Here is a 12974-nt window from a genome sequence, read left to right as displayed (position 1 = left end):
TTAAGCTTAGTGACGACTATCTTTAAACAAGGGGTGCGCCTCATTTAATTTACCTATCGTCAACTAGTTAAATTATTTCAAAGGTCATGCCAAAAATTACGGCCTTCTTAATTAATAAGTGATTAAGACAATGTTTTCTATATAAAGAGAACTACTATAAAAGCTGCATGTAGAAAAAAGAGAGCCGGTGATAATCTATTTGAATATATCGTTCAGTACAGCTGCCAAACGTATACCTCCTTTTAGTAATTGGTTCTCTACGGTACCCCACCATTTATATCCGTATTGATAGCCCAGTTTTTCTCCCACCTCGACAGAGTCATATACTTTATTGGTAATTTCTTGGGTTTCCTCTATCCAATCATAAATGGTACCTGCTTGCAGTTGTTTTATTTCTTCTTTTGAAAGCTTTGGCAGGGCATCCGACAGTTCGGTATAACTCATTCCATAATCGTCTATCATATTCGAGTCCCATACCCTGTGCAGGTTGCTTCCCCTTCCAAACCATTGAACCTGTATATCGTTTCCTCCCTTATCCTCTGCACGGCCAATATGCATAGGTTGGTGTAAATCTCCTATTAAGTGCACCAAAAACTTAAGATAAAATGTTTTGTCCTCGGTACTACTTGACGGGTCTTTGATAACTTCAATACATTTATTTATACCTGTTACCAAATCACCATATTTACTCGGCTCCACATCTTTATAATCTTTATCAGCTGGAAAATTTACATAATGCAACGCACTAAACTCCTTATATTTTCTGTCCGCCTTTATCTCGTCCCCAAAATTGGCAACGGCCGCCAAACTTTGACCGTTCAATAATTTATCTATAGCTTTTCTGGCCCTACGGGTCAAATATTCCTGTGCTACATCGCCCACTACCCTATGACCTGTTTTTGACCACACCATGTCATTGGCAAATGAAATATGAACCACTAAAAACAATAGAAACGTAAGCTTTTTCATGAAAATAATTTTAGTCAAAAATATAACTTCAAATTTTAAGGTATTGTTAAAAGTAGCATTAGCTTAAATTTTAATAAGATCTTGCATATATGAAAAAGACGAAATCTACCCTCTTCAAAATAAAATCACCTATTATAAGGTACTTAACATTGATAGTAACAACACTATTGTTATTGGTCGGCACTTTTATCGGTAGTATATATATAGGTGCCTGGGGTAAAATTCCCAGTAAAGAAGAACTAGCCAACTTTCAATATCAGGTAGCCTCAGAAGTATTTACCGCCGATAGTGTACTAATTGGTAAATACTACTTAAACGACCGACAGCCCATTACTTTTGAAGAATTTCCAGAGCATCTGTTACAAGCACTCGTTTCTATAGAAGACGAAAGGTTCTACGAGCATTCGGGTATAGATTATCGCAGTCTTTTTAGGGTTGGTGTCAAAACCGTACTCATGGGAGATGAATCTGCCGGCGGGGGCAGCACCCTTACCCAACAATTGGCCAAAAATCTTTATCCGAGAAGAGATCGGAACAAAACAAATATTGTTGTAGATAAGATAAAGGAAATGTTCATTGCCAAAAAACTGGAAGCTATTTACAGTAAAAATGAAATTCTGACCCATTACCTCAACACCGTGTCTTTTGGTGATAATACTTTTGGCATAGAAAGTGCCTCCCTTAAATTCTTTAATACCAGAACAAAAGATCTTTCCATTACGCAGGCCGCTACTTTGGTAGGTATGTTAAAAGCTACATATGGCTACAATCCACGTATTTTCCCTGAAAAGAGTATGGAAAGGAGAAATCTAGTACTATACGCTATGTTAAACAACGGTTTTTTGACCAATGCCCAATGGGAAAATTTAAAGAACAGCAAACTTAACCTGGATTATAGAGACTATGATTATAGTTCTGGAACAGCCCCTTATTTTAGAGAACAGGTCCGCAAGCAAATGTTGCGCTGGATCCAAGAGCAGAATAAAAATGGCGCAGACCTTAACATTTACACTTCTGGACTAAAGATATACACCACCCTGAACTATAAACTACAGCAAATGGCGGAAGAGTCTATGGTAGCACATATGACAAAACTTCAAAATGATTTTGAAAGGAGTTATGGTAAAAATGCCCCGTGGAAAACAAACAAAGGCCTAATCGATAAAATTGCCAGAAGAACACCTGCCTATCTCCGTTTAAAAAAAACGGGATTAAAGGATGCTCAAATTTTAGATAGCCTCAAAAGAACCACCAGACCTATCGTATTAAAATCTTGGGGAGATGATATTGAAAAAAATATCAGCGTTATGGACAGTATTAAACATTATATGAAATTTCTGAATACGGGATCCCTCTCCTTAAACCCCAAAACGGGAGAAGTACTAACGTGGATCGGCGGTATTAATTTTAGACAGTTTAAATATGACCATATCTCACAAAGCAAGCGCCAAGTAGGTTCTACTTTTAAACCCATAGTTTACACGGCCGCCCTTGAAAAAGGGATTCCTCCCTGCACCTACTTCTCTGCACAAGAAGTAGAATATCAAAATTTAAAAGGCTGGTCACCAAGCAATTCCGCAGATAAAGATGAGACCTACTTAAACTACTCTATGGAACAAGGCCTGAGCAACTCGGTCAATACCATTGCCGTAAAGGTTCTTGAAGAAACAGGAATAGACAATGTAATAGATCAGGCCAAAAGAATGGGAATAAAAGAACCGTTGCCCAAAGAACCCTCTTTGGCCTTGGGTACCGGTGAAATAAAAATGACAGAAATGGCCAGGGCATATACTACCTACTTAAACGACGGGCACTATATAGAACCATTTATAATCAAAAAAATAGTCTCTGATACCGGTGATGTTTTGGCAGAGTTTGAACCTCAAAAAAGTGAGACTGCCGCCTTCTCAAAAGAGAATGCCCAAATAATGTTAGAAATCATGAAGGCGACCATTAATTCGGGTACCGCATCACGAATTAGAAACATATATAAATTACCGAACGATATTGCGGGCAAGACCGGAACTACCCAAAACAATAAAGATGCCTGGTTCGTAGCACTTACCCCTAAGATGATACATCTTACCTGGGTCGGGTTAGACAACCATGAAATAGGGTTTAAAAACACCAGTTTGGGACAAGGGGCCAATGCCGCCTTGCCCATGTTTGCCCTTATGCTACAGAAAATGAACAAACAGAAAGAGCTTAACTACCTTACCCAAGCCAAATTTCCTGCTCCGACCGACCATGTTAAACAGCTGCTCGATTGCGAACCTATAAAACGGGACGGTTTTTTTAAGCGGCTCTTTAAAAACCCCAACAAGAAAAAGACCAAAAAATTTAAAAACAAGGCATAAATCACTTAAAATCGAAAAACAATTACCATTTAAAATTAATTTAATATATTTATGATATCATTTTAATATCACAAATATGTCCAGCGAAAAACAATACAGTCCCGTTAACGGCTACATCATGCTCTTTGTTCTATTCATTCTATTGGCAGCAGGCGTCGCCCTACTAAAAATTTATGTAGGTATTTTATTGATAGTTATAGCAATGTGCTGTGTACCGGGGTTTGTTTTGGTAAACCCGAACAGCTCGCGCGTTTTACTATTATTTGGTAAGTACGTAGGCACCATAAAGGCCAACGGGCTCTTTTGGGTAAATCCCTTGTTTTCTAAAAAGAAAATCTCGTTAAGGGCCAGTAATTTTGATAGTGAAAGATTAAAAGTAAATGACAAACTAGGAAATCCTGTTATGATAAGTACTATTCTTGTTTGGCGTGTTACCGATACCTATAAAGCTGCTTTTGAGGTAGACGACTATCAAAATTTTGTTCGCGTACAAACAGATGCCGCCGTTAGAAAATTGGCAAGCATGTATCCTTACGATAATTTTGCGGATGAAGGTTTGGACGAGGACATCACCTTACGCTCCAGTGTAAACGAAGTAAGCGAAGCACTTGAAAAAGAAGTTCAGGAAAGACTTTCTATGGCCGGCATAGAAGTTTTAGAAGCAAGAATCGGCTATTTGGCCTATGCCCAAGAAATAGCAAATGCCATGTTAAAAAGACAACAAGCTACCGCCATTGTGGCCGCCAGACATAAAATTGTCGAAGGTGCCGTTAGCATGGTAGAAATGGCCTTGGAAGAATTGGGTCAAAAAGAAATAGTAATTTTGGACGACGAAAGAAAAGCTGCCATGGTAAGCAACTTAATGGTAGTACTCTGTTCTGATAAAGATGCGTCACCTATTGTAAATGCCGGAACATTAAACCACTAAAAACGAAAATAGCCCTATATAATTAAATGAGTAAAAAAAAGGCTTTTGCTTTACGGGTAAGTGAAGATATGCTAAAGGCTATCGAAAAATGGGCGGCGGATGAATTTCGTAGTACCAATGGGCAGATAGAATGGATGTTAATGAAAAGCCTTAAAGATGCCAAAAGAGCCCCTAAAAAGAAACAGGACGATTAATTTAAACGATATTTGGACTTCAGTAAAAAATCTGAAGAGTATTGTTTCTTAATTTGTTAATTTGCCTTTGTCACAAATTAACCGTTAGCCTATTTCAATGAAGTATAAAGTATTATGTTCTGACTTGGACGGAACTTTATTATCTACAAAAAGTGATGTTTCCGAGTTCACCATTTCTGAAATAAAGAGAATAAAAAACACGACCAGAATCATTTTGGTATCGGCCAGAATGCCCAGTGGCATGTATTATATACAAGAAAACCTTGGAATTTTAAATCAGCCCATTATTTGTTACAATGGTGCTTTGGTACTACATGAAAACAAAGTAATACACTCCGTTAGTATTCCCCTTACTGTTGTCCGCGACATACATAAGTTAACAGAACCTCTTAAAGTAGACCTTGGCCTATATGCTTATAACGATTGGCATGTACCAAAAACCTCCGAAAGGGTAGAAAAAGAAATAAAGTATACCAAGACCCGCCCCACTTTTAATTCTACCGAAAATTCTATCTTGGAATGGGAAGACAAAAACGTAGGCGCGCACAAAATTATGATTATGGGCACAAAAGAAACTGCAGACATTCTTATGCCCCAGCTAAATACCCAATTCCAAAATGAACTGAACATTTACCGTTCTAACGATACACTTATCGAAATTTCACCAAAATCCGTTTCAAAATTATCGGCCATAAAATCAATACTTGCCGATGACGAAACACTTAACGACGTTATATCGTTCGGTGACAATTATAACGATTTGGAAATGTTGGTCAATACAGGTTGTGGAGTGGCCGTGGCCAATGGGCGCGAAGAGGTAAAAAACAGTGCCGATTTTATTACCTCACACAATACAGAAGACGGTGTTGCCCTATATATTCAACAACATCTGCATATTTAGTTATATTTGAGAAATAACATTTTTAAGTTTCTCCATGAACAGTTCTTTAACACAACCCTTAATTACGAACGATACCGTTGTTTTTGGTTTATTGGCTTTGGCCTTGGGCTTTATTTTTTATACCTCGAGCATAAAAAAAGGATTTTGGCAAAAATTCTATTCCATTGTGCCCGCGGTACTCATGTGTTACCTGTTACCGGCATTATTGGCCAGTAGCGGTCTAATTTCAGATGAAACCTCTAATCTCTATTTCATGGCCAGCAGGTACCTATTACCTGCCGCCCTTGTTTTAATGACCCTAAGTATTGACCTTAAAGCTATCAGCAACCTAGGTTCAAAGGCTATTATAATGTTCTTAACGGGTAGCGTAGGCATTATTATCGGAGGACCTATTGCTATTCTTTTAGTTTCCATTTTTTCACCTGAGACCGTTGGTGGCAATGATTTTGACGCTATTTGGAGAGGACTCGCAACCATTGCCGGTAGTTGGATCGGCGGGGGGGCCAACCAAGCGGCCATGCTAGAGATATTTCAATACAATCCAGAAAAGTATGGAGGCATGGTCTTAATAGACATTGTTGTGGCCAATGTATGGATGGCTATTGTACTATTAGGGGTAGGAAAAACAAAAAGTATAGATACATGGTTAAAAGCTGATACCTCGGCTATTGAAACCTTAAAAGTCAAGGTTACCGCCTTTACCGAAAAAATTACCAGAGTACCTACCTTACACGACTACATGATCATGCTTTGTTTGGCTTTTTCGGCTGTAGGACTGGCTCATTTTTTCGGAGATTATTTAAGCTCTTATTTAACCTCTAATTTTGAAGCCATCAGTGATACTAAAAGTTTTCTTAGCTTCTTGGGGTCGGGATTCTTTTGGATGGTCGTTATTGCCACATGTGCCGGTATATTATTGTCGTTCACCAAAGCCAAAAACTATGAAGGCGCAGGCGCCAGTAAGATCGGTGGTGTGTTCATATACATCTTAGTTGCAACCATTGGCATGAAAATGGACTTGGGCAAAGTATTGGAGAACCCTGGACTAATAGCTGTTGGCTTCATATGGATAGCTATTCATGCAGGGCTACTTGTTTTAGTTGCCAAGCTTATTAAAGCACCTTACTTCTTTTTGGCAGTGGGTAGCCAAGCCAATGTAGGGGGGGCTGCTTCCGCCCCTGTAGTGGCGGCGGAATTTCACCCATCCCTCACTTCCGTTGGAGTATTATTGGCGGTGTTGGGATATGTGGTAGGTACGGGCGGGGCATTGCTTTGTGCCTATTTAATGGAAGTCGCCTCTAGTTTATAGCATTTCCGTTTACGAACTATATTTTCTCTAAAAATTTAATGATATTTGCCTCCAAAATAAATTCAATGAAAAAATTACTTTTTATCCTTAGCGCCTTTCTTGTAATAATGTCTTGCGATACCAAAAAAGAGGGCTCCTTGGTTGTTAACGGAAAAGTAAAAGGCTTAAAAAAAGGTACTTTATACCTACAACATTTGGTGGACTCTAGTCTGGTTACCGTTGATTCTTTAGAAATTGATGGGGATGGAAGTTTTAGTCTGACCGCCGATTTGGAAAGCCCGGAAATTTTTTACCTATATCTGAACAAAAAGGATAACAACGATGTTAACGATCGTATTACATTTTTTGCAGAACCCGGTATCATTACCATAAACACCGATTGGAACACTTTTGACACGAACGCAAAAATTACAGGATCTAGTTCGCACGATAAATTGGAGGATTACAGAAAAGCCTTATCGAACATCAACAAAAGAAACCTTGAAATTATACTCAAAGCCTCGCAAGCGGAAAAACCGTTAGACCAAGCGATTATAGATTCACTAGAACGTGCCAGTGCCAAAAACACCCAAAAGGGCTATGCTTTCTCCATAAATTTTGCCCTTAATAACAAAGACTCTTACATAGCTCCCTATATTGCTGTTAAAGAGATTCCCGATGCGAACGTTAAATACTTGGATTCTATTTATGAAGTATTAACACCAGAAGTAGCAAACTCTAAGTATGGCAAAGAACTTAAAGAGTTACTTAAAAAATAAGCAATAAAAAAGCATCCTAAAAAGGATGCTTTTTTATTCTAAAACCAACTAGAGTTATCCTAGTTTGTTCAGTTTTTCTATTAAGCTATTCGCTTTTGTTTCCAACTCTGCCCTTACCTCTTTATAATGGGCTTTTTTATTGTCAATATCATTTTGGTTAACCTTGGCGATCAACTCATCAAAAACATTGATAGCCTCATCAATAATTGCGGTACCTTCTTTTGAGTGTTTTTCTCCATTGGTTTCCTCAACTATATAAACACCTTCAATAATGTCTCCCAGTACATTATTAATATCTTTTTTTAGATTTTTTATACTTGCCATTTTCTTTTAATTTTTAACAAAAGTACAACTTTAGGATTTCATTTTATAAGAAGCCGCTAAATAGTAACCTCCAACAACTTGGCCCCTTGGGTTTTTATCGATATTTTATTTGATATTGCAGGAACCAATATGGTTTCGCCCCTATTCACCTCTACTTCCCCGAACTCTGTACTTATATTACTCTTGCCGGATACGCACATGTAAATCGTAAAAGAGCCTCTAGACCGTGTATCTTGTTCCATATTTTTTTTAAGGTTCAAGAAATTGGTTTTAAAATAAGGACAGTCTACCATTTGGTTAACAGTATCCCCTGTTTGCGAATAGCTAACTTTAAAATCATCCTTTTTTTGATAATCGATCGCGTCCAATGCCAGATCGGTGTGAAGTTCCCTTAGGTTGCCATTCTTGTCTTTTCTATTAAAATCGAATATTCTATACGTAACATCAGAGGTTTGCTGTATCTCTGCCAAAAGCACCCCGGCACCGATAGCATGGATCTTACCGGTATTAATAAAAAAGGTATCCCCTTCTTTTACCTTCTCATAATTCAACAGGTCCAATAATGTATTGTTCTTTAAACTTTCAGCATATTCATCTCTGGTGACATCTCTATTAAAGCCAACAATGAGCTCCGCTTCCGGATCCGCATCCATAATGTACCACATCTCGGTTTTTCCAAAAGAATTGTGTCTCTTCTTTGCCAGTTCGTCATTAGGGTGCAATTGTATAGAAAGGTCTTGTTTGGCATCTATAAACTTAATCAAGATCGGAAATTCTTTTCCAAATCTAGCTACCACACTTTTACCTAAAAGGGCCTCCGGTTCTTTTTCTATGAGCTCCTGCAATGAAGTATCCTTAAGATCCCCATTTGCTACTACCGATACATCTCCGTTTACAGCGGAAAGCTCCCAACTCTCACCGGTAATATCACTTTCTATCTTTTTATTTAAAACTTCTTTTAGTTTAACTCCCCCCCATAGTCTTTCTTTTAAAATAGGATGAAATTTTAATGGATATAAGGTCATAATTAATTTTAATTGATTTTAAATTTAAAAGAACAAAGATCGACTTTGATTAAAACATAGCCCAAGAATGAATTTCTTGACATGAACAACCTCTTTCTAAGGTTAAACTGATACATTCCACCCCCGTATCTTTTAGACAAAGAAGATAGGCTAAGTAGTTGCATAAAAAACTACCCCGAAAAGGTTACAAAATTTCTAGGGGTTTCATAAAGAACTACTTCTATGTCTTTATCTTTTGAGATGTGCGGCCTTAGCTTTTTCCAAATAACTACCGCTATATTTTCTGCTGTAGGGTTTAAGTTCTTAAACTCGGGCACCTCCACATTTAAATTTTTGTGGTCAAAGGCCTCTTCTATCTCTGCCCTGATCAATTCTTTCAACTTTTTCATGTCCATCACAAAACCGGTCTTCTGGTCTATCTCCCCATAAACACTGACTACCATTTCGTAATTATGCCCATGATAATTTGGGTTACTGCATTTGCCGAACACCGCCGTATTTTTTTCATCGTCCCAATCCTCTCGAAACAATCTATGTGCGGCATTAAAATGAGCTTTTCTACTTACTTTTACTTTCATCTTACTACAAGGTTATCGACTAAGTGCTGATAAAACTTTTCGAAAATTATTTTGAACCATGCGGTGTATTCGTCCGGATTTATCTCTATATCATTTTTAATATCGACAGGGGTCATCCATTTCCAATCTTCTACTTCCTCCGCATTAATGACAGGCTCATCGTTGTAATACCCGAGCATTACATGATCCAGTTCATGTTCCGTTAATCCATTATCGAAAGGAGCCTTATAAATAAAAGAAAAAAGTTCTTTTAAATCTGTTTCAAACCCCATTTCTTCCCGTAAGCGTCTCTTACCTGCCTCAATATTCGACTCCCCTACCCTTTGATGGCTACAACAAGTATTGGTCCACAATAATGGAGAATGGTATTTATGTGCTGCACGTTGTTGCAACATTATCTCATTCTTATCATTTAGAACAAAAACCGAAAATGCCCTATGAAGTTCCGCTTTTTCATGGGCTTCCATCTTGGGCATGGTGCCTATTTGTTCGTCATTTTCGTTAACAAGTATTACTTCTTCTTCCTTCATATTGTAAAAATAGGGTCTTTGTACAACTTATGTTAAACCCATCAATAAAATAAATAACAGAATAAGAAGAAATGTACGGAATGTATTTAAAAAAAGCGAGGTGATTTTAAATTGTTCTTTGTGCTGATAAAATCATATCTAAGAATGACCTCGAAAGAACCGTCGTTGAAAGATGTACCTCCCAATTCGGTCGTCTCACGGTCGTAGGCAATGCCGATCAAGAAATTGTTAGATATATTAAACCCGGCCATACCACTTACCGCGGCATCCCACCTGTAGGCTGCCCCCAAAATAAACTTTTCGTTGAACATAAAGTTAGCTGAAAGATCTACCTGTAAAGGCGCTCCTTGTACCATTTTGGTAAGTAATGCCGGTTTAAACTTTAGAAATGGATTTAAATCCCAAACATAACCTGTAATAAAATAAAAATTCATCTGTTCTTTGGCCGTTGAAAGCGAAGATTCGTCAAAATGGGTTGTTTCCAATAACCTTGGTACAGATAACCCTGCATAAAAATTATTGGTATGGTAATAGACCCCAGCACCGACATTAGGTGTTAACCTGTTATCAATATCTTGTTGTAACGTTTGATCCGATGCGTACTGGTTCAACTCCGAAAATCGGATATCCAATAAATTAGCACTGGCCTTTAACCCAAAACTTAAACGACCTTCAGTAGAGGTCCATATGGTATAGGAAAAATCAACATCAAAACTGGTTTCCGAGGTAGGCCCGATCTTATCGTTTACTATAGAAAGACCTAGACCAACACCTCTATAACCTATGGGAGAATGCACATTAAAAGTCTGCGTAACGGGTGCCCCATCCAAACCGACCCATTGAGAACGGTGTAGGGCAGCCACACTAATATGCCCCCTAGAACCTGCGTACCCCGGATTTACACTTACCGTATTGTACATGTATTGGGTATATTGGGCATCTTGCTGGCCATAAGATATCGTTCCAATAAATAACATTAAAAGGAAAAGCCTATTTACAAGGGTGTAATATTTTGTTATTGTCGATCTATTATTTGACATCCTTTTATCTATTAATATACAGGTAACCTGAAAGTTGTTTCATTTTACCATTGGGTTCTTCGTAATCCAATATGTAAAAATATGTACCTACTGGAAGCTTATTTTCCTTTTCTATCGTTGCCCTCGCCTGGGACGTACCATCGAACACATTACCTTGGGTACCATAGGCCTTGGTCATGAACACCATAACACCCCATCTGTTATAGATACGAATGGTATTGTTCGGGTAATTTTCAAGTCCGTTTATTCTTAACACATCATGAACACCATCTCCGTTGGGCGTTATAACGTTGAAAACCTCTACCAACTCTTCTTGCTCCTCAAGATCGGGATCTAAATAATTAGGAATTCCGTCCTCATCAGAATCGTCATTTGCATAATTGCCATCAAGATTTAGGTCCTCATCTACGGTCTCTATACCATCATCGTCATCATCGGTATCTCTGTAATCGGATTCTTCATCGCTATCCGTGTTCGGAAGCATTGCAAAAGGATCGTCAATTTCATCGTTAACATCCACATCGACGGTTATGGCACCTTCAAAGCCATCGTCCAGTCCATCATCGTCCTTATCCGAACCGATGAAAACAACATCGGCAATACCATCATGGTCATGGTCGTGTGCTTCTATACTATCGGGAACATTATCATTATCACTATCCTCATCCAAATAATCAGGAAGACTATCACCATCCGTATCTACCGGAAATAATCCAACGACCCCATTATTTTCATAAGCATCGTCTACACCGTTACCATCAGTATCAACATCACTTGGTGCAATATAATCTTCAGTAGTCTGAGCCTCCACATTATCGGGTATACCATCGTTATCACTGTCTATATCAAGATAGTCGGGGAAGCCATCGCCGTCAGAGTCCGTTGGATCGGTCGCAGGATCATTGTCGCCATCCAAATTCAGGTCTTCAAAGCTATCCAAGATTCCGTCATTATCCGCATCAAGATCGGCAGCGTCACTCACTAAAATGGTTACCGTTGCGGTATCACAGTTACCTAGGTCATCGCACAGGGTATAGGTAAACGAATCATTACCATCGAAATTTTCGCTTGGTGTATAGGTAATCGTATCATCGGAGGGATCATTAGGCGTTCCTCCATTATCTATCACCACAGTACCACTAGTTGGATCGGTGACCGTTAAAGTACCTGTGGACGGAATATCATTATCATTTCCTAAAACATCCAATACGATAGGAGTATCTTCGTTAGTAACCACACTATCATCGATAGTATCAAGAATAGGAGTCACATCTATAGTAACAGTCGCCGTACTACAGTCTCCATATATATTGCAAATCGTATAATCAAAAGAGTCCGAACCATTATAATCCGGATCGGGCGTATAGGTTACGATATCATCGGTAGGATCGTTAGGTGTTCCGTTGTCATCTACGCTGACCGTTCCATTGGCCGGATCTGTAGTCGTGAGTACACCTTCTGTAGGCAACTCACTATCATTAGAAAAAATATCAACGATTACAGAACTATCTTCATCTACCGTTACCATATCATCGACAAGAATGGCCGACTCGTCAATACAAACCACGGTAAAACTGGGTAAGTCTTTTGCATTTCCAGCCTTATTGATAGTAGCTACATACCGTTCTATAGTTTTTGTAGCAATAACCGTGGGCGCACTCTGATCCCCTGGTAAAGAAGGAGTCCAACTCACAGATGCTGCTGGCGAAAGATTATCGGTGTTATCACTAATATCAAGAGTAACCTCGTTATATGGGGAATTACAGTTGGTAACGATAAAATAACTAGTAGCATTCTTACCACATAAAGTACCATCGTAAACAGCAAAATAAACGCCTTGTTCTGTAACTTCCAAAAAGCGCTCCGTACTTAAAATTGTGCTAGTATCCTGCGCTTCGTACCAACGAAAATTCGTTCTCGTCTCTTCAGCTGTATCAGCAGGGGCCTGCAACAAATACTGGGCATTGGATACCGTTACCCCTAATATTGTAAAAACAATACCAAGAAAAATGGTTTTATATGTATGAATTCTTTTCAAATCGGTCTAGGTATCTGTTTCGT

At 38.6% G+C, this 12974-nt stretch carries 13 protein-coding genes; 6 read left to right on the top strand and 7 right to left on the bottom strand.

Annotation, left to right across the window (positions count from 1 at the left end):
• Nucleotides 1-195: 195 nt before the first annotated feature.
• Nucleotides 196-969 carry a S1/P1 nuclease gene (locus AB657_RS00590; protein WP_047244730.1) on the bottom strand — a complete coding sequence of 258 codons (774 nt, stop codon included), beginning with the start codon at nt 967-969 and terminating at the stop codon, nt 196-198.
• An 89-nt stretch (nt 970-1058) separates the two neighbouring features.
• Between AB657_RS00590 and AB657_RS00585 the strand changes: the two genes are divergently transcribed.
• The 6 genes from AB657_RS00585 (at nt 1059) to AB657_RS00565 (ending at nt 7416) form a co-directional block, all read left to right on the top strand.
• Nucleotides 1059-3326 (top strand): transglycosylase domain-containing protein, encoded by a 2268-nt coding sequence (locus AB657_RS00585; RefSeq protein ID WP_047244729.1) that lies wholly within the window; start codon nt 1059-1061, stop codon nt 3324-3326.
• A 76-nt stretch (nt 3327-3402) separates the two neighbouring features.
• Nucleotides 3403-4254, top strand: coding sequence for an SPFH domain-containing protein (locus tag AB657_RS00580; protein ID WP_047244728.1), 852 nt, complete (start codon nt 3403-3405; stop codon nt 4252-4254).
• A 26-nt stretch (nt 4255-4280) separates the two neighbouring features.
• The gene (locus tag AB657_RS17775) at nt 4281-4448 is read left to right on the top strand and encodes an Arc family DNA-binding protein (RefSeq protein WP_084696354.1); all 168 of its coding nucleotides are present in this window, start codon (nt 4281-4283) and stop codon (nt 4446-4448) included.
• Nucleotides 4449-4545: 97 nt separating this feature from the next.
• Entirely contained in the window at nt 4546-5349 is an 804-nt protein-coding gene (locus AB657_RS00575; RefSeq protein ID WP_047244727.1) for a Cof-type HAD-IIB family hydrolase, read from the top strand.
• A gap of 34 nt (nt 5350-5383) precedes the next feature.
• Nucleotides 5384-6658: a DUF819 family protein gene (locus tag AB657_RS00570; protein ID WP_047244726.1), complete on the top strand. Its 1275-nt coding sequence runs from the start codon at nt 5384-5386 to the stop codon at nt 6656-6658.
• 65 nt (nt 6659-6723) lie between these two features.
• Nucleotides 6724-7416, top strand: coding sequence for a DUF4369 domain-containing protein (locus tag AB657_RS00565; protein ID WP_047247698.1), 693 nt, complete (start codon nt 6724-6726; stop codon nt 7414-7416).
• 54 nt (nt 7417-7470) lie between these two features.
• Here AB657_RS00565 and AB657_RS00560 read toward each other — a convergent pair whose 3' ends face one another.
• The 6 genes from AB657_RS00560 to AB657_RS00535 form a co-directional block, all read right to left on the bottom strand.
• Complete coding sequence (locus AB657_RS00560) at nt 7471-7740, bottom strand: hypothetical protein (protein ID WP_047244725.1); 270 nt, start codon at nt 7738-7740, stop codon at nt 7471-7473.
• Between the two features lie 56 nt (nt 7741-7796).
• Nucleotides 7797-8765: a type I phosphomannose isomerase catalytic subunit gene (locus AB657_RS00555; protein WP_047244724.1), complete on the bottom strand. Its 969-nt coding sequence runs from the start codon at nt 8763-8765 to the stop codon at nt 7797-7799.
• 170 nt (nt 8766-8935) lie between these two features.
• Nucleotides 8936-9343, bottom strand: coding sequence for a 6-pyruvoyl trahydropterin synthase family protein (locus tag AB657_RS00550; RefSeq protein ID WP_047244723.1), 408 nt, complete (start codon nt 9341-9343; stop codon nt 8936-8938).
• Nucleotides 9340-9873 (bottom strand): isopentenyl-diphosphate Delta-isomerase, encoded by a 534-nt coding sequence (idi, locus tag AB657_RS00545; RefSeq protein WP_047244722.1) that lies wholly within the window; start codon nt 9871-9873, stop codon nt 9340-9342. The genes AB657_RS00550 and idi overlap by 4 nt, the downstream gene beginning before the upstream one ends.
• An 86-nt stretch (nt 9874-9959) precedes the next feature.
• The gene (locus tag AB657_RS00540; RefSeq protein ID WP_232304818.1) at nt 9960-10850 is read right to left on the bottom strand and encodes a PorP/SprF family type IX secretion system membrane protein; all 891 of its coding nucleotides are present in this window, start codon (nt 10848-10850) and stop codon (nt 9960-9962) included.
• Nucleotides 10851-10917: 67 nt separating this feature from the next.
• On the bottom strand, nt 10918-12951 hold the full coding sequence (locus tag AB657_RS00535) for an Ig-like domain-containing protein (RefSeq protein WP_047244720.1): 2034 nt from the start codon (nt 12949-12951) through the stop codon (nt 10918-10920).
• Nucleotides 12952-12974 lie beyond the last annotated feature (23 nt).

Origin of the sequence: Maribacter thermophilus, from assembly GCF_001020565.1 — a bacterium.
In the GTDB taxonomy this organism is placed as follows: Bacteria; Bacteroidota; Bacteroidia; order Flavobacteriales; family Flavobacteriaceae; genus Maribacter; species Maribacter thermophilus.
The sequence above is the reverse complement of the archived record's forward strand: the minus strand, read 5'-3'. Positions and strand labels throughout refer to the sequence as shown.

What these genes read in the sequence shown, in the direction of transcription:
- idi (WP_047244722.1), bottom strand. Translation starts at nt 9,873, where the DNA reads ATGAAGGAAGAAGAAGTAATACTTGTTAACGAAAATGACGAACAAATA.
- AB657_RS00570 (WP_047244726.1), top strand. Translation starts at nt 5,384, where the DNA reads ATGAACAGTTCTTTAACACAACCCTTAATTACGAACGATACCGTTGTT.
- AB657_RS00560 (WP_047244725.1), bottom strand. Translation starts at nt 7,740, where the DNA reads ATGGCAAGTATAAAAAATCTAAAAAAAGATATTAATAATGTACTGGGA.
- AB657_RS00585 (WP_047244729.1), top strand. Translation starts at nt 1,059, where the DNA reads ATGAAAAAGACGAAATCTACCCTCTTCAAAATAAAATCACCTATTATA.
- AB657_RS00575 (WP_047244727.1), top strand. Translation starts at nt 4,546, where the DNA reads ATGAAGTATAAAGTATTATGTTCTGACTTGGACGGAACTTTATTATCT.
- AB657_RS00540 (WP_232304818.1), bottom strand. Translation starts at nt 10,850, where the DNA reads ATGTTATTTATTGGAACGATATCTTATGGCCAGCAAGATGCCCAATAT.
- AB657_RS00550 (WP_047244723.1), bottom strand. Translation starts at nt 9,343, where the DNA reads ATGAAAGTAAAAGTAAGTAGAAAAGCTCATTTTAATGCCGCACATAGA.
- AB657_RS00590 (WP_047244730.1), bottom strand. Translation starts at nt 969, where the DNA reads ATGAAAAAGCTTACGTTTCTATTGTTTTTAGTGGTTCATATTTCATTT.
- AB657_RS17775 (WP_084696354.1), top strand. Translation starts at nt 4,281, where the DNA reads ATGAGTAAAAAAAAGGCTTTTGCTTTACGGGTAAGTGAAGATATGCTA.
- AB657_RS00580 (WP_047244728.1), top strand. Translation starts at nt 3,403, where the DNA reads ATGTCCAGCGAAAAACAATACAGTCCCGTTAACGGCTACATCATGCTC.
- AB657_RS00555 (WP_047244724.1), bottom strand. Translation starts at nt 8,765, where the DNA reads ATGACCTTATATCCATTAAAATTTCATCCTATTTTAAAAGAAAGACTA.
- AB657_RS00565 (WP_047247698.1), top strand. Translation starts at nt 6,724, where the DNA reads ATGAAAAAATTACTTTTTATCCTTAGCGCCTTTCTTGTAATAATGTCT.